Raw genomic sequence first — 17,325 nt, 5'->3', positions numbered from 1 at the left:
AGGCGGGGAACACAAAAGACACATAATAAAACATAAGCACAAAATAGTATGAACAGCTTCACACTACTGGACATTTTCAAATCGGACGCTTGGAGGACTCGAAACCCTTCGCTACGCTTTAGTTTCGAGACGCTCCAAGGTTCCAAAAACCTATTTGAGGACCTTGGAGCGTCCTCTGCCGTGAAGCCGAAGGCGAAATTGTTGAGGTCCTCCAAGCGTCTGGAGAAAATGTCCAGTAGTATGGAACAGCTTAGTTGCTGACCTTTTGCAACCGGATTAGGTCACATAGCACGAAGTACTGCGCAGCAAAACACACAAGCACAAGAGAATAAGCAAATGATGATTTAGCGCAGCCGAACACCACTGTTGTGTGCTTTTGTGTTTGTGTGGCGAAAAAATCTGTGTAACGTCAGTTAGTTACTAATTCTTTCCATTCTGTGTTTTTCTCTTCCTTTTGTGCATTATGTGTTGAAAACCTCTCGTGATCAAAGCCAACTATTCGCCAGTCCGAAACACCACCCCCTTTTCCACCCCGGCATCCGCCCCAACCCAAACCGTATACTCACCGGTTTCCGTACCATAAGTAAGGTCGTCCCGATAAAAAGAAAGTTCTTCGGGAGACAGCTCAAAGCTTACCGTACGACGCTCGCCGGCAGCCAAGTTAATTTTCTGGAAGGCCTTTAGTTCCCGTACGGGGCGGGTGACGCTGGCGAAGTGATCGCGTAGGTAGAGTTGTACGACTTCTTTGCCGTTTACTTTACCCGTGTTCGTGACGTCGATGGAGACGGTAATCGTTTCTTCTTTTCCGTATGCTTCCTTTTCCAACCGGAGTGGGCCGTAGGAGAAATCCGTATACGACAGTCCGTAGCCGAAGGGGAGTAATGGCGTAAATCCTTCGTCCAGGTAATGGGAAGTATTACCCAGTGAGGTTTGCCAGGCTTGTACGGGAATGCTATCAATTGGCACCCAGTTATCAGCCGACGCGGGGCGGCCCGTGTTCTTATGGGCGTGATAAACGGGGATTTGCCCGACGGCCCTGGGGAAGGTGATCGGTAGGTGACCGGAGGGGTTTGCCTTTCCTAATAGCAGGTCGCTCAGCGCGGGGCCAGCCATCGTTCCCGGGTGCCAGGCGTAAAGTAAGGCATCTACTTTGGGTAACAGGTCCGTGAGGATGAGTGGGCGACCAGCCATAATTATCAAAACAACTGGCTTACCGAGCGCACTGATCTGACTCAGTAATTCTTCCTGGGCACCGGGAAGGTTCAGGTGTGCCCTGCTATGTGCTTCTCCGGACAGGATCGCCTCCTCACCGGCGAAGAACAACACGACTTCGGACGCACGGGCGGCGGCCAGCGCTTCCGCGAAACCCTCGTCGGTTTTGGTGCGGCTGATCTTCAGGCCGGAAGCGTAGTTGACGGTAGCCTGACCAGCCAGCGCAGTGCGTAGTGCGGTAAGGGGTGTTTGCGAATCCTCTTTTTTGCTGTCGAACGACCAGGTACCCAGTTGCTCGTGGGGTGCGTCGGCGAGTGGGCCGATGACCGCTACTGACTTTAGGGTGGTAGATAAGGGAAGCGTTTGGTTCTCGTTTTTGAGCAAGACTACACTTTCTATGGCCGCCTGTTTCGCAGTTTCGAGGTAGTCCGTTCCTTGCTTTTGAACCGCCCATTGCATCCGCGACTGAGTCGGGACTAACTGTCGCGTCGCCCGCGACCGCGCCCCTTGGAAAAGCCCCAACCGCGACTTGAGCACCAAAATACGCTTTACCGCATCGTCAATAAGCTTACTATCGACTTTACCCTCTTCGATAAGGTTTCCCAAATGATCGTTATAAGAAGTACTGGTCATTTCCATATCAACGCCCGCCTTCATCGCAGCCAGTGCCGCCGCTTTAGGGTCTTCGGAGTAACCGTGTGCGATCATTTCCGTGATCGATTCCCAATCACTGACGACCATACCGGGGTAATTCCATTTTTGCTTCAATACGTCCCGTAATAAATACTGATTGCCCGAAGCAGGCACGTCATTGATTTCATTAAACGACGTCATGAACGACCCGGCCCCGGCGGCAACCGCTGCCTTGAACGGTCGCAGGTAAACTTCGTGCAGATACCGGTCCCCGACGATGGCGGAATTATAATCCCGGCCACCTTCGGCCATTCCGTAAGCCGCAAAGTGCTTCGCGCAGGCAGCAATTCGCCCGGGCGCACTCATGTCCTCCCCCTGGAAACCTTCGATCATCGCTACGCCCATTTCCGCCGTCAAAAAAGGATCTTCCCCCGGTGACTCCGCGACGCGGCCCCAGCGGGGATCACGTGCTACGTCGATCATTGGCGCGAAAGTCCAGTTGACTCCTGCCGCGTTCGCCTCCTCCGCGGCAATGCGAGACCCCTCCCGTACCAGTTCCGTATTCCAGGACGCACTCTGGCCCAGGGGGATCGGAAAGATGGTCCTAAACCCGTGCACGACGTCCCGCCCGATGAGCAGCGGAATGCCCAACCGACTTTTTTCCCGGGCTATTCTTTGGTATTCCGCATTACGCTCGGGATTAACTTCATTAAGCACCGAACCTACTTTGCCTTCGGTAATCAGACGGGGCAGGTCGTTATAACTTATACCGCCGTCGAGTTGCTGTAACTGACCGAGCTTTTCGGTAAAAGTCATTAGTTGCAGCAGCGAATCCGCTAGCTGTAAGTGAGCATCCGCAACGCCCCCGTTGGCGACGGACCGCCCGGGAGAAGTGGGCAAGAAAGTAGTACTAAAAAAGACAGCTCCTATCACCACGAGGGCAAGTAATAATTTTGGGAAACGCATCGAATGAATTTTATTGAACTCGTGATATTAGGAAAAACTTGTTGTGCGCGGATTTTTTTGCCACACAAACACAAAAGCACAAAAAAGCGGTGTGCGGCTGCGCCGAAGCACTGTTTATTTGTTCTTTTGTGTTTGTGTCTTTTGTTTTGCAGTACTTCGTGCTGTGTAGCACAATCGGGTCGCGTCAGGTCTGTTACCAGGTAAAAGTGACAAGGTTACCGGCCGGCAGGCTGTACTGAAAGCTATCGCCGCCTTCGGTTACCCGTAAGGTGGACGTTTGACTGTTGTGATTAAAAGCCACGAGTACTCGACTACGATCCGGATTGAGGAAAGCGACCTGGGAAATGCCTTCTCCCCGGCGCGTCGGTGTTGGTATCCGGACGGCGCCCGGCTGAACGAATTTGGCCGTGTGCCCTAATAAATAGTATTCGACGTTCCGGCTAATGTTTCCATTTCCCGCATTGATGGTAACGACACCCCGGCAATCTTTACAGCCACCATTTTGCGGGCCGCTATTTTCGTTGAGCGCGAGGTTCCAGAACAATACTGTTTTCGCCCAATTGCGGGTGGCGCCTACCAGCAAATTATCGGTATTCCAGGAAAGGTTGGTACCGAAATCAGTCGAGAACCCCCCACCCGAGCACTCCGTAAAATAAATGCCCCGGTCGGGATGCTGGGTGTTGACCTGGCTCATAGCACTTACGTCACCCGCATAGCAGTGGAATGCGGTGCCGGCGATAAATTCTTTGGTCGCGTCATCACTCAGGACGTCGAGCGGATACTTGATATCATCCCAGTTGTGATCGTAAATAATGATTTTGGTGTCTAAGTCAGCAGCGGCCAGGGCAGGACCGAGGTGGTCACGGATAAACGTGCTCTGCTGGGCGGCCTCCATTTCCATCGTTGGGTAACCACTAGCGAGCAGGGGTTCGTTTTGCACTGAAATGGCGTAGATCGAAATACCGGCCGCGGACATCGCCCGGAGATAGACCACAAAGTATTGCGCATAACTACTCAACAGGTCTCCCCGAAGCTGGCCACCGTTGCGGATGTCACCGTTCGTTTTCATCCAGGCCGGAGCGCTCCAGGGCGTTGCCATGATCTTTAAATCGGGACTGATGGCCATTATTTCCTGAAGAACCGGAACGAGGTGATCCGTATCCCGGCCGAGGCTGAATTCGGATTGATCCGGATCGGCTCCTCCGGCGGGGTTGTCATTATAGGTATAATCAGCCGTAGAAAAGTCGGAAGCACCGATGGTTATCCGCATGAAGCTGATGCCGATTCCCGCTTCCGGGGTAAACAACTCCCGTAGTAAGGTTGCCCGTTTAGCGTCCGTCAGGTGTTCCCGGAGCACGAACGCCGAAGAACCGGTAAGGGCGGCTCCGAAGCCGTCGATCGTTTGCAGTGCCGTGGACGTGTCGATACCAATGGGTATTCCGCCGGTCAGGCCCGCCTTGAAGGGGAGTAAGTTCGTAGACTTTGACAGTAGGACGGAACCTTCGCCGTTGGTCGTCCAGACCGTAACGGTCCCCGGTTCACCCGTTGGTGTGGGTTCCTCTTCTTCCATCGGGACCGTGGGCACGGGAATGTCATCATCGCCGCATCCGCAGACCAGCAGGAGGAGCAGGGTCAGGAGGGAAAAGAGTTTGCTTTGTTGTTTAAGGAGCATATGAAATTAAATATTACAAACTAATGTTACGCAGATTTTTTTCGCCACAAAAGCACAAAAAAGCGGTGTATGGCTACGCAGTACTTCGTGCTACGTGGTATAATCCGGTTGCGTGAGGTCAGTTACAAAAATCAGAAGGCAAAATCAACGACCTCCCGACCATAATTATCAACCGGGAGGTCATCAATATTAGAAATCGTGTCAGAAATGGATCGCTTACCGGACCATCAGCTTCCGTACGGAATGCGCATTACCCGCTTGCAGGTAAACGAAATACATTCCCGGAGCCCAGCCACCTACTTCGAGGGTGCGGGTCATCGCCATGTCGGTAGCGAGCACTTTTTCTTCGACCATCGTCCGGCCGTTCATGTCCAGTACACGCAGGTTCAGCGGTTGAGCGCGGGCGAGTTCCCACCGAACGGAAACGAAGTCGCTGCTAATCGAAGGGGCCAGTAAGAATTCATTACCGGCGAACAATTCCCGTACCGAAGTGAGGCTTTCGCAGGAACCAAACTTCACGCCGGGAATGGCCAACGTATCAGTAGTTAGTGCAAGGCCGGCGAAACGGTTGTTGTCATCGGTCTGGCAACCTTCGGGCGGATCTTCTTCCGTCCCCCAGTCATTACCGTTCATGAACTTGTAATTAATCGAGATGATGGCAGCGGGAACCGGAATAGTAACTTCGTAGATACCATTACCTACATCGGTCATAGGGGTGCTGCCGGGGGACCAGCCCTGGAAGTTGCCCACCAAATGAACACCATTGGGAGAAACGTCAAAACCGGTCATCTCTACCCGGAAGGTGACGTCCTTAGTCGGAGTCGGGTTTTCGCAGCCGGAAAAAGTCTGGGTCGGGAGTACAATATCGTCGGTCCCCGTAGCAATAACCAACCGGTTGTCATCGATGCTTTCACAACCTTCGGGTGGGTCTTCGGCCATAGGCCAATCATTACCGTTAACAAATTTGTACTGCAATACGAGCAAGCTGTTGAGTACCGGTAAGGTAACTTCATAGATTCCGTTACCGGCGTCCGTCAGACGGGTAGCCCCCGGAGACCAGCCCTGGAAGTTGCCGGCGATATGTACGCCGTTGGCGTCAACGGTTTGTCCGCTCATGTCCACCCGGAAGGTGACCATTTTGGTCGCTGCATCGGCGGCGCAAGCGTTAAAAGGTATGGCCGTCAGCGTAACGTCCTCCAAAGGAGTAGTAAATACGCGATTGTTACCATTAACGGCGCAGGTTAGCGGCGGGGTCTCCTCCGTTCCCCAAGCGTTGCCGTTGAGGAATTTAAACTGGATATCCCGTCCGCTTTGTAGCGACACGGTGGCGGCATAGATGTCATCACCGGCCGCAGTGAGTTCGATGGAATCGGTTGACCAGCTAGTAAGATCACCAGCCACGTGCACGCCGTCTTCGGATACGGCGATCCCGGTCATATCGACCTGTATGGTTACCTCCACCATCTGGGCGTAAACCGTAAGGCTGACCAATAGACAAAGGAAAGTAAATAATTGTCTCATAATTAAATTGATTTAGTTAAAGCGAATAATGAGTTTACTTAATAAAAGATGCTTGAGATACGCCGGTTTCCGTTTCCAGGCGCAGGTAGTATCGTCCGGCGGGTAATTCAGCAACGCCCGTCCAGTTAAAACCGTCGGTTGCTTTGGCTTGGTAAACGGGGCGTCCGAGAACGTCGACGATGCTAATGTTACCGGCTCCACGGAAAGAAACCGTAAGCCGATCGGTAACGGGGTTGGGGTACAGGATCAGGTTTTCGCCGGTGCTTCCACGGAAAGAAACCGTACGCACGCCCTCCAGGTGTTGAGTGCCGTCCAGATCGACCGTAGTGAGCCGGTAGTAATTGGTTCCGCTAGCGGGTTGCTCGTCTACCGTGCGGTAGGAATCATTCCCACGGCCGTTCTGGCTGGCCAGTATTTCACGAAGCAGGATAAAGTCAACACCGTTAACGGAGCGTTCAACCCGAAAGAAATCCACGTCTTCTTCGGCTGCGGTTACCCAGTTTACAAATACACTTTTCTTGGCCGCGACGGCTTCGAAGAGGGTAAGTTCCACCGGTAAAGCCCGAGAAAATTCACAAGTGTTGAAGAAATATACTTCCGTTTCTTCCACGTCGCCATCAAGGCGATAAAAACGATCCGAGTTATCTGGATTAGCGCACGGTGCCGGTGTCGTGGATTCCGCTCTGCCAAAGTCCGGCCCGATTGAATACTTAAAATTTAATTTTAATAGATCGGCGGGCACCATGATCGTTGTTTCGTATACCGTAGTACCGCCCACCTGGCTTAATTGCCTAAAGCCATCGTTGTTAAAACCGGTCATTTCACCAACAACGTAAACCCCCTGGCTAGCGTCCTGATTTGCCGCATCCACTCGGAAGGTCACGGGAATCCGGGTAACACCTTCCGGGCACCCACCGAAGACAAAAGTAGGTAAGGTGGTATTCATCATCGGGACCGTGAAGACGCGGTTACCGTTGTACTCGTAGGAACAGGGAGATCTAGGTTCCTCACCTCCGTAATTATTACCATTAAGAATTTTGTACTCAATATTATCGTCGGCGGGCCGGTTGATAACGGCTTCGTAGATGTCGCTACCGGGAGAAGTCTCCGTCATTGGAGTGGCCGTAGGGTCAAAGCCATTGAAGGTGCCGACGATGTGAACCCCCGTATCATCAATCGTTATGCCGTTCATATCAACGCGAACGGTTACGTCTATCTGGGCGCGGACGCCGGTGCAGAGTAGGGTTAGTAAAGAGCAAAGCAGGTAGAATCTTTTCATAATTCAGTAATTATATTTTGGATATTATGGTTGTAAAAAGGGAGGAGGATAATGATAATAACCATCCCCCCTTCTCCTCGTCGTGCGCGATATTAGTTCTTAATCAGTTTTCTTACGATCGGCTGCGTCGGTGAATTAAAATGGATAGTGTACAAGCCGGTAGGCAATTCCTTTAGATTAAGCTTCAGTTGGGTTACTTCGGTACTGACGGGAGCCATCAAAACCTGACGCCCCGCAGCATCGAACAAGGTGGCATTACTAAAGTCGTGCGTATCGGGCAGCGTTACGGTTAGCTCATCGACCGCGGGGTTGGGAAATAGCCCGACCCGCTCTGCCCGTTCCACAAACTTACTTTGCACCTGCGTGCGCGCCGAACGATTCGCCGTAGTCTCCACTTGTTCGAAGCGCCACTGCTGGTTGGTATTATTATTATTGTTCCAAACCAGGATGTTTGCCCCATTGGCCGTGGAGTTGCCCGCCACATCCAGCCGCTTGCCGCTACGCCTGTTTCGCAGGGAATAATAACCATCCTCCACTTCGATGAACTGCCATTTTTGGCGGTTGTATCCGTTGCAGTCTTGCTGAACGACGTTGGCATTACTATTTGTACGTTGGGAGAGGCACTTACCGGTACTTTTCACCTTGAGGTCATAGTAATCACCTCCCGCAGCGATGAGCTCCCAGCGCTGGTTATCTCCACCGCCATTATTAATTTCATACTGCTGCACGTTAGCGTTGTTGCCGCCTGAGTTGTTGGCAATGTCCAATCCTTTACCGCTTCTCCGCGAGAGGATATTATAATAGCCACTAAAACCAACATCTCCAGGCGTCCACACAAAAGTCACCGCTGACTTGGCGGATAGGTTATAATCAAAAGAATTATTCCCTTCCCTAACCCGTACCGTCGTGCTGCTATTTTCATCATTGTAAGCCAGCACGACCCGCTGCCCGTCCGGATTACGGAAAGCCGTGGAATAAAGGTTGCCATTGTTATTCGACGACCCAATGCGCCGGGCACCAGGCTGGACGAATTTCGCCACCTGCCCAATGATATAATAAGATACGTTGCGGCTATAGCTTGATGCATTTGGAATCGTCACCGCCGGCAGGCAGGTCTCGCAGCCACCGGGCGTACGGGGCTCATTGTTACTGTCGGCCGCCAGGTTCCACTCAAAAACGGTCCGCGACCAGTTATTGAGTGAGCCGGTTACTACGTTGCGCATATGCCAGCTGAAGTCACCATTAAAATTACCGTTGCTCCCCGTAAACTGTTCGGTGAAATAGACATTCTTGCCCGTATTGTTGCGAACCGTCGACATGGCCGAGATATCCCCCGCGTACAGGTGGAAAGCCGCCCCATCCACGTAACTCGACTGGTTAAGGACCTGAGTCGGATACGCCGTATTATCACAGTTGTGATCGAAGGCAATGATCTTCGGACTAAAACTCGAATTAACGATCTGTGGCCCCAAATGATTATTAATGAAGTCGACCTGCTCGTCGGCGGTCATCAGCATACTCGGCTCGTTGAATTCATTTTCCGGTTCGTTCTGTGGTGTGATCCCCCAGATAGAAATACCCTCGGCGTTCATCGCTTGCAGGTATCTGACAAAATACCGGGCGTAAGCGGCGTAATACTGGTTCTGTAAGCGTCCGCCGACGTAAGCGTTATTGGTCTTCATCCAGGGTGGGGCGGACCACGGCGTCGCCAGGACTTTAATATTCGGATTAATGGCCAGAATATCCTTAATGATGGGAATCAAGTGCGTTTTGTCCGGCCCATTCAGGCTGAAGTTATTCATGTCCGTGTCTCCATTAACGTCGTTATAGGAATACACTGAATTGCTGAGATCAGAGGCCCCTATGCTGATTCTGATGGCGGAAAGTCGGAGCCCATCATTCCCAAATAGCTCCCGCAACAGTTTGTTTTTCTGGGTGGTATTAAGCCCCCGGATCACCTGAGCGCTGGCCTGGGTGAGCATAAACCCGAAGCCGTCGATGGCTTGGTAAGCCGTGCCGTTATCAAGCGTAATGGTAGCGTCGTTGCTACTGGAATTACTGGCAAAGTCGACCGTAGCACGCTCAGAAAGCAGCACGCTTTGGTCGCCCCGCGTCAGCCACGGCGTGACTGATTGAGCGGTAAGGCACCCGGATAACAAGCTTAAGGAAAAGAGGAGTAAAATAGATTTCCACATAATTAAAATTGATTAGGATGGGCCACCGTTATTTCCGGGCTGTCGTGTGCAAACGTTGGCCGGTCGGGTAGCCCATCAGTCGAAAGGAGTCCAGTTAAGCAGGTAGTTATTTAATATCCGGGGTTTTGAATTAGGCTCGGATTGCGATCGATCTCTGACTGAGGGATCGGTAACAGCAATTTTTGCTCGGTCACGTCGTAGCCACGGTTCAAAGCATTCATCACCTCGATGGCCCGGCCGGTACGTTTGAGATCGAACCAACGGTGTCCCTCGAAAGCAAGCTCCAGACGGCGTTCCCGTTGAATAGCTGTTTTCAACGTATTCTGATCATTAGTCGTGATGTCTCCTAAGCCGACCCGACGGCGGACCTGATTGAGTTGATTCTTAGCCAAATCCAAATTATTCAACTCGGCGTTAGCTTCCGCCGCCAACAGGATGACGTCGGCCAATCGCAGCAAAATGAAATTATTCGGACTGGAAAATCCACCGGCCCGCCGTTGCTTGAAGGGAAAAGGAATAACACCCGTGGGGTAATCGGGGTCGTTCCAGGGTAAGTTAGCCTCTTTCAGAATAGAAGCCCGTTCCCGAGCGTCGTCGCTCGTACTGGCAAAAGCAGTCAGCAAATCATTGGACGGCGTATTAAACTTCCGCCAGTTATCACCCGTCAGGCTGGGCGGCAACCAGAGTTGTGGGCCCCAATTCGCTTCGTTGGTTCCACCGATGTACTGGACTTCGAAAATGGATTCGGCCGAGTTTTCATCCGTCCCGTCCCACAGGGAATTGAAGTTATTTAGTAAGGAATAAACGTTACCGTCAATTACTGCTTCAGCGTGCAATTTTACGGCATTCCAATCCGGCGCCGGCTGGTGGGCGTAGGCCTTTGCCAGCGTCGCCTGGGCGGCACCCTTCGTAGCTCGTTCTGCCCGGCTCGACCAGGTAGCGGGCAGCAGGTCCATCGCAATTTCTAGATCAACAATCATCGCCGCGTAAATGGCTGCTTCGCTCACCCGGGGCTGGAAGACGACTTCTGGGTCCGTCGAGTTCACCTTTTCCAACACCAGCGGCACGCCACCCCAAAGGTTGACCAGCTGAAAGTAATGCGTAGCGCGCAGGAAGCGGGCCTCGCCCAGGATCTCCGATTTACGGGCTTCCGTCAGGTCGGCCGCACTAATTTCTCCCACGTTATCGATCACGGCATTGGCGCGGCCGATCGCTTCGTACAGGTAGCCCCAGTCCCGTTCGACGGTTCCATTATTGGTCGCTACCTCGAATTGATCGAGCTGAAAGTTGTTCGGATTATCACCGCCGGCATAACAGTTGTCGGAGATGACGTCACCGTTCGTGAAACGGTCAAAAATGTAATATTCACTCTGGAGCGCATCGTAGGCGGCCACGAGGGCGGCTTCGGCATCCGCACCGGTCTGGAAGAAATTACCCTCGGTCACTTCCGAAATCGGCTCGCGGTCCAGGAAGGAATCCACGCAGGAGGTGCTCAGGAGGGCGAGGCCGCAGGTGCAAAGGATGGTTGAGAAACGGAGCAGGGCGCGCATGGCTAGTTTAATTGGCTGATACATGGGGATGGGCTTAAAATTCCAGCTTGAGGCCGCCGGTAAAAATCTTGGATTGGGGGTAGGTACCGTAGTCGATACCCTGAGAAATAGCACTGCCACCGTCCCGGTTAACCTCCGGATCGTAGCCGCTGTAATCGGACAGTATCCAGAGATTTTGACCGCTGAAGTAAACGCTCATCGTTTGTACTTTGAAGCGACTAAGTAGTTCCGTGGGTAAATTATAGGACAGCGTCACGTTCCGGAGGCGCAAGTGCGAACCGTCCTCGATGAAGCGGCTACTGATGCGGCTGTTCTGATTGGGATCACCGAATACCGCCCGGGGGATGCGGGTGATGTCTCCCTCGTTCTGCCAGCGGGTGGCCGTAGTCGCCAGCGCATTATTGACCGTGAACATGCCTTCGGTTTCGATGCGGGTGGCGTTAAGCACGTCGTTACCGATCGTCGCCTGAAACAACACGTCGAGCGAAAGCCCCCCGATGGTGATGGAGTTGTTCAGGCCCAGCAATACATCTGGATTGGCGTCTCCGATAACCGTGCGATCCTCATCATCAATTATCCCGTCGTCATTAAGGTCGCTAAACACGATATCGCCCGTTACGGGACTAACGCCTTCGCTAACCCAGCCAAAGAAGGAACCGAGCGGCAAACCTTCCCGGACGATCACCGCATCACCCCGCTCTGGGATGCCGCCGGCGAAGATCACTTTGTCCGGTCCACCGATGTTGATGACCTCGTTACTGTTCGTCGAAGCGTTGAAGTTGGTACTCCAGTCTACTTTCTTCCCCCGGACGTTGTACGTTTTCAGACTGAACTCCAGCCCCTGGTTCCGTACCTCGCCCAAATTCTGAATACCGCTACCGAACCCGGTAGACCGGGGAAGGTCCACGTTAACCAGCAGGTCCGACGTGTTTTTCAGGTAGTAGTCCATCGTCAGGTTAGCCCGGAAGTCGAACAGCGCCAGGTCGAAACCGATGTTCACCTGGGAGGTCGTCTCCCAGCGCAGGTTTTCGTTGCTGATGGTAGACGGCCGGGTACCGGGGAATATCTGTCCGTTAAAGTTGTAGTTGGCTCCCGTCGCGAACAGGCCGTAGGAAGCAAAGTCGCCGATATTCTGATTACCGGTCATCCCCGCACTCACACGAATCTTAAGGTCGTTGATGGCGTCGTTCCCCTTCAGGAATCCTTCCTCGGAGACCCGCCACCCCAGCGAGACGGACGGGAAGTAAGCAAACCGATTGCCCGCCCCGAAACGGGAGGAGCCGTCCGCCCGGAAACTCACGTCGGCAAGGTACTTTTCCTGAAACTTGTAGGACACACGGCCGAGGTAGGAAAACAAAGCCCACTGCGAGGCTCCGGTGCTCGCGTCGATCTTCCGGCTACCCGCATTCAGCGTGGTAACGGCCCCGTTCGGAAATCCTTCCGCCCGGGCGTAGGTAGATTCGTAGGCGGACTCCTGAGCGGTAATTCCTCCCAGAAAAGTGAAAGCATGCGCGCCGGCCGAATAATCATAGGTCAGCGTATTCTCCGTTAGCCAGATCATCTCCTGGTTGGTGCTGGCGATGCCGATGCCCTGGAGGCTGCGCCCGAACTGGGTGCTGAAGGGGTCCAGGAAGTAATCGTTTTTGTTTGCGTACGCTTCGATACCGAAGGAGGTCTTAAACCGTAGTCCGGGGAGCACGTCGAACGCGGCGTACAGGTTACCCACGATACGGTTCGTGGCGGACTGATCCTGCGGCGCGATGATGTTAGCCACCGGGTTCTCCCAGGCCTGCAACGGGTTAGTCGTGTAGGTACCGTCTTCGTTCAGGATACCGATGATCGGCGGGGAAGACAGCGCGCCCAAAATTACGCCGCCCTGATTGACCCGGTTGTTATCCGGAACACTGTTGAAGCTTACCCGTGAGAGGTTCATCGTCGTACCGAGTTCAAAACCCGGCTTCAGCTCGGTGGAGAAGTTGACCCGCAGGCCGGTCCGCTGAAAATCGGATTCCCGGACCACTCCTTCCTGCCGTTGCTGGCTACCGGAGACAAAATACCGCGTCTTCCCGTTTCCTCCACTCAGCGACAACTGGTGGTTGGTAGTGGTGGCATTGCGGTACACTTCGTCCTGCCAGTCGGTGTCCTCCGTAAAGTCCGCTCCGTCAAGAACGGGTGCCTGACCGGCGTTGACGTAAGATTCGTTGACGAGGTCCACGTAGCCCGCGGCATCCAGTAGGTCGAGCGTCTTGGTGATCTGACTGAAACCTACACTGGTGCTCAGACTGATCTTGGGTTTTCCGGGAACACCCTTCTTAGTGGTAATCAGAACAACCCCGTTAGCCGCCCTCGCACCGTAGATGGCCGAAGCGGAAGCGTCTTTCAGCACTTCCAGCGACTCCACGTCCGCCGGGTTAATGCCTTCCGTATTAAGGACGGGAACGCCGTCAATAACGTAAAGTGGTTCGTTCCCCGCGGAAAGCGAGGTCGCCCCCCGGATCCGAACGGAAATGCTGTTCCCCGGCGCACCGGAAAACTGATTGACCTGGACGCCCGCCGCCTGCCCCTGAAGGATGTTCTCCAAACGGGTGATCGGCTTCTTTTCCAGGTCCTTGGCCTCAACCGAAGTCACGGCTCCGGTGATGTCTTTACGCTGCTTAGTACCGTAACCGACCACGACCAATTCCTCCAGCATCGCCGCCGTGGATGACATTTCGATGTCGATCGTCGTCCGGCCATCAACGGCGACCGTGTAGTTATCGTAGCCTAAATAGCTAACCACGAGGCTTCCTCCTTCGGGTACGCGGATGTCGAACTCACCGTTAAAATCGGTTACCGTTCCAGTCGTTGTCTCGGCGACCATAACGGTTGCCCCGATCAGCGGCGTACCGTCCGTGGCGTCGGTAATCAAGCCTCTAACCTGACGGTCCTGACCCGTGAGAACACCCGACAAGAGGAACATAAAGCTGATAAAAATCACTGAAAATCTCATAAATTCGGGTGTTACTATAGATCGACTCGCACTTTTTACTGGAGTAAGACCAGTTACCAGCACGTTGGAATTAAAATTTGCTCAAGCCGTGGATTCAAAATTATTGATTGACCACTTGCGTTCTGCTGACTGCAAATTTGGCACAACGGGAGGCTAAACACCAAAAAAACGCACCTGACAAACACTCTTCATTCGCTCCAAACCCTGGAATTGAGCCATTTTCGTGGTGAAAATCATAAAATCGTCGGAGTCCGCAAGAAAGCTGATTGACCTACTGGTTGAGCCGCAATCTACACTACGCTGGGGAAGCGGCAAATGCCAGTAGTGTGGTTCCTGACTGAGATTGTCACCAGGGCGGCCGTGTCGCGGTCATCAGTTTTTACCTAACTGACCTTAGGCAACCGGATTGTGCCACATAGCATGAAGCACTGCAAAGCAAAACACACCAACACAAAAGAGTAAGTAAATGGTGGCTTGGCGTAGCCACCCACCACTTTTTGTGCTTTTGTGTTGGTGTGGCGAAAACATCTGCGTAACATCAATTACCTAAAAATGGGTAGCCGCAACTAGTCCAGCTTTTGACGGCGCACGGTCCATCAAGTTCCGTGGCCAATAGGCCGTCGGCTACCCAGAAGGGTAGAACTGGTTACTTAGGCATCTACTCAGCGCAGGGGAATACGGAGAAACGGATGCGCCCGGCTATTCATCCAATCCCCACTGCATCCCGCGACCGCGCCCTCTAACTTGCTACTATATTAAACCCCGGCTTAGTACGCTTCTCAATAGCGCCAGGAACTCAAATCAGCCCCAACCGGCGCTTGTTTCACCAAGTCCTCCTCCACCCATTTAGGGATAAACATCCGGTGGTAGCGCAGGCGACTAATGGCGTTGGGTTGCGTGTGATCGCCATTCCAGCAGTGCTCCGCCCGGTCGCCGTAGTCTACTTCGCCGTCGTAGTAGGGCTGACTGGTTTCTTCGAGGATTTCCTCGGCCAGGTACACGGCGTTGTTGAGGTAGTAGTTGTCCATGTCGCCGCAGTAGAGGTGGATTTTACCCTTTAACTTGGGGCCTAATTCCGCCCAGTCGCGCTTCATTATGTAAGCGATATCGAAGTTCTCCCGCCAGTGAGCGGCCACCTCGGGGTTTATTTCGCCCGTTTCTTTGTCCCAGATGCGTTGTGGGTAGCCGTCGTCGCCGACCGGACTGTAAACGGCTTCCCAGATATCCCACTGCTGGCCCGACCGGCCGCGCGTGCCCAGCACCAATTCGCGCTGGTTCATTTCGCGCAGGGTGCTTTGTACGTTACCTAAGTAGTCGCGGTGCCCGGGCACTTCGGTCCGTTTATAGTCACTTTCCAGGTAGTAGGCATTCTTATCTTCGTAGATATTGGTCAGGCAAAAAGCCCGAAAGTCGATAGGGTCGGGGCAGGCGGCGTAGCAGGTTCCGTAGTCGTCCGGGTACAAAACCTGGGCGGCGATGGCCTCCCAGCCGCCGGTGCTGCCGCCGTACATAAAGCGCGACCAGCCCTCGCCGATGCCCCTGAATTGTGCTTCGATGTAGGGGATCAACTCGTAGGTAATCGCATCGCCGTAGGGGCCCAGATTTTCAGAATTTACGGCGTAGCTATCGTCGTAGTAAGGTGTAGCATGCTGTATTTCAATGGCTAGTACGCGTGGGAAATCAGGTCCGGTCCAGGCTTTGTAGAAATCGTATTCCTCTTGCTGGACGACGTGGTTGTAACAGTCCATTTGAAAACGCTCACTGTATTCGCACGGCTGGGTAGTGTCTGCCGGTTCGGTGCGCCAGCCGCCAAAATCGGCCGGGAAATGACCGTGCATGATCGCTAGTGGGTATTTTACATCCGGGTGTTCCGCCCAGCCTTGGGGCAGAAGTACGTGCGCGCCGAGGTACATATCCCGACCCCAAAATTCGCTCAGTAGTTCGGATTTGATCTTAATGTGCTTGATCCATTCCGTATCTTCCGGAGGCACGATGGCGGGTATCGTTCGGTCGAACGCCAGCTCGTAGTTTTGTCCGGATTCAATGGTCAGCTTCTGGGGCGTACTGAGCAGGTTGCCCGGTGCTTTGTTCCACTGTTGCCCCTCGCCCCGGTCCATGGGTAATTTTACCGTGTGGCCGTCGCTGCGGTTGAAGGTTTCGTATTTGTGGAGGAGTATTTGTACTTGATAATCGCCCGGGGGCACCTCGGCCAGCGACTTTAACGGGTAGCCCGGCGTGTCACTGTTGAAGGCCAGTTGGCTGCCCGGTTGCCAGTTTTCTACGTCCATTCCGAAGGCTAGTTGGGTTTCGGGTCCGTCGGATAGTTGGAAGCGGGGTTCTTCGCTGTCGTCTTTGGAGAGTAGTAGGATTAGGCGGCCGTCCAGGGCTTGGTCAGCCAAATCATTCGGAAGGCGCACTTGAAAAGCAGGCATTTCAGTATCAACCTCGGTGCCGGTAATTACCGTCTTGGCGGCAGAATCAACCTGAGCGGATAGGGAAAAACTCAGGAGAATCGGCAGGAATGAGTGTAATAATTTCATGGATTGACAGTGATTTAGACAGACAATATACGGAGGGATGCGCGGGCGCAGGTGCCATGAAGGTTGGCGATTAAGACCGCCAATAAAATACATGGCTATCCACAATACAGCCTAAGCTCAAAAGGAGATTTCTTACCCAAGTTGGCGATGGTTAGTCGTGGCGGACGGACTGGGTTCGTTGGTCGATATTAACGGTATCAATAGCCGGCACGCCGGTTCGTAAGTCCGTAGCAGTAGGTTTTTAACCATCCATCCGATACTAGACTTTGCTGATATTCCTAAATTTCACTTGATACCCCATGTACAAAGCGTGAGGTAACATGATGACGGTCATCCCAGAAAAAGGAATCATATACACACCGATCAAGACAACGATCAAATACGTCCAGACGAAACTTTCCGGCATTTGCCCGTCCCTCACCTCAATATGATTCAGCAGCACGCCGAGAGGAACAAGCAACAAACCGAAGTAGACGAACCAGAATCCCGCAAAGTTCTCATAATTCATCTGACCGTTCAGCAACGGAAACTCCACAAGCCCATCGCTTATCATGAAAAAATACCTGCTTGAAAAGCCATGAAATTGCTTCCCGAACGCAAACGGAGTCAGGCCAAAAAGGGAATGCATGACTCCCACGATCGCCAGTATTTTTCCGTTCGTTAGTCTCATCTAATACGCATTCAGCTCTTTAAATAGTCACCACGGTCTTCGCGTAGTTTATACTGACGTACTCATAGCGGCTATACTTTAGAGCGTGCCTAACATTA

At 53.1% G+C, this 17,325-nt stretch carries 9 protein-coding genes; all 9 read right to left on the bottom strand.

The genetic code is table 11. The features are described 5' to 3' along the window. Positions 1-495 precede the first annotated feature (495 nt). The 9 genes from bglX to GGR27_RS05505 all read right to left on the bottom strand — a co-directional run bounded on the left by bglX (position 496) and on the right by GGR27_RS05505 (position 17,227). On the bottom strand, positions 496-2,811 hold the full coding sequence (bglX, locus tag GGR27_RS05545) for a beta-glucosidase BglX (protein ID WP_168036429.1): 2,316 nt from the start codon (positions 2,809-2,811) through the stop codon (positions 496-498). A 193-nt stretch (positions 2,812-3,004) separates the two neighbouring features. Beyond that, on the bottom strand, positions 3,005-4,483 hold the full coding sequence (locus tag GGR27_RS05540) for a glycoside hydrolase family 30 protein (RefSeq protein ID WP_168036428.1): 1,479 nt from the start codon (positions 4,481-4,483) through the stop codon (positions 3,005-3,007). A gap of 216 nt (positions 4,484-4,699) precedes the next feature. After that, a complete protein-coding gene (locus tag GGR27_RS05535) occupies positions 4,700-6,004 on the bottom strand; it encodes a hypothetical protein (RefSeq protein WP_168036427.1) in 1,305 nt (434 codons plus the stop codon). 34 nt (positions 6,005-6,038) lie between these two features. Continuing rightward, positions 6,039-7,283 (bottom strand): T9SS type A sorting domain-containing protein, encoded by a 1,245-nt coding sequence (locus GGR27_RS05530; RefSeq protein ID WP_168036426.1) that lies wholly within the window; start codon positions 7,281-7,283, stop codon positions 6,039-6,041. A 92-nt stretch (positions 7,284-7,375) separates the two neighbouring features. Further along, on the bottom strand, positions 7,376-9,478 hold the full coding sequence (locus GGR27_RS05525; RefSeq protein WP_168036425.1) for an RICIN domain-containing protein: 2,103 nt from the start codon (positions 9,476-9,478) through the stop codon (positions 7,376-7,378). Between the two features lie 110 nt (positions 9,479-9,588). Further along, positions 9,589-11,052 carry a RagB/SusD family nutrient uptake outer membrane protein gene (locus GGR27_RS05520; RefSeq protein ID WP_209037889.1) on the bottom strand — a complete coding sequence of 488 codons (1,464 nt, stop codon included), beginning with the start codon at positions 11,050-11,052 and terminating at the stop codon, positions 9,589-9,591. A gap of 10 nt (positions 11,053-11,062) precedes the next feature. Then, complete coding sequence (locus tag GGR27_RS05515; protein WP_168036424.1) at positions 11,063-14,017, bottom strand: SusC/RagA family TonB-linked outer membrane protein; 2,955 nt, start codon at positions 14,015-14,017, stop codon at positions 11,063-11,065. A gap of 779 nt (positions 14,018-14,796) precedes the next feature. After that, entirely contained in the window at positions 14,797-16,449 is a 1,653-nt protein-coding gene (locus GGR27_RS05510) for a hypothetical protein (RefSeq protein ID WP_406603637.1), read from the bottom strand. Positions 16,450-16,816: 367 nt separating this feature from the next. Then, positions 16,817-17,227, bottom strand: coding sequence for a DUF6463 family protein (locus GGR27_RS05505; RefSeq protein WP_168036423.1), 411 nt, complete (start codon positions 17,225-17,227; stop codon positions 16,817-16,819). Between the last annotated feature and the right edge of the window lie 98 nt (positions 17,228-17,325).

It is taken from the genome of Neolewinella antarctica (assembly GCF_011927835.1).
GTDB lineage: Bacteria > Bacteroidota > Bacteroidia > Chitinophagales > Saprospiraceae > Neolewinella > Neolewinella antarctica.
This window is presented reverse-complemented; position numbering and strand designations above follow the sequence as displayed.

Excerpts from the sequence above, each read along its gene's own strand:
- bglX (WP_168036429.1), bottom strand. The coding sequence starts at position 2,811 with ATGCGTTTCCCAAAATTATTACTTGCCCTCGTGGTGATAGGAGCTGTC.
- GGR27_RS05540 (WP_168036428.1), bottom strand. The coding sequence starts at position 4,483 with ATGCTCCTTAAACAACAAAGCAAACTCTTTTCCCTCCTGACCCTGCTC.
- GGR27_RS05535 (WP_168036427.1), bottom strand. The coding sequence starts at position 6,004 with ATGAGACAATTATTTACTTTCCTTTGTCTATTGGTCAGCCTTACGGTT.
- GGR27_RS05530 (WP_168036426.1), bottom strand. The coding sequence starts at position 7,283 with ATGAAAAGATTCTACCTGCTTTGCTCTTTACTAACCCTACTCTGCACC.
- GGR27_RS05525 (WP_168036425.1), bottom strand. The coding sequence starts at position 9,478 with ATGTGGAAATCTATTTTACTCCTCTTTTCCTTAAGCTTGTTATCCGGG.
- GGR27_RS05520 (WP_209037889.1), bottom strand. The coding sequence starts at position 11,052 with ATGTATCAGCCAATTAAACTAGCCATGCGCGCCCTGCTCCGTTTCTCA.
- GGR27_RS05515 (WP_168036424.1), bottom strand. The coding sequence starts at position 14,017 with ATGAGATTTTCAGTGATTTTTATCAGCTTTATGTTCCTCTTGTCGGGT.
- GGR27_RS05510 (WP_406603637.1), bottom strand. The coding sequence starts at position 16,449 with ATGCCTGCTTTTCAAGTGCGCCTTCCGAATGATTTGGCTGACCAAGCC.
- GGR27_RS05505 (WP_168036423.1), bottom strand. The coding sequence starts at position 17,227 with ATGAGACTAACGAACGGAAAAATACTGGCGATCGTGGGAGTCATGCAT.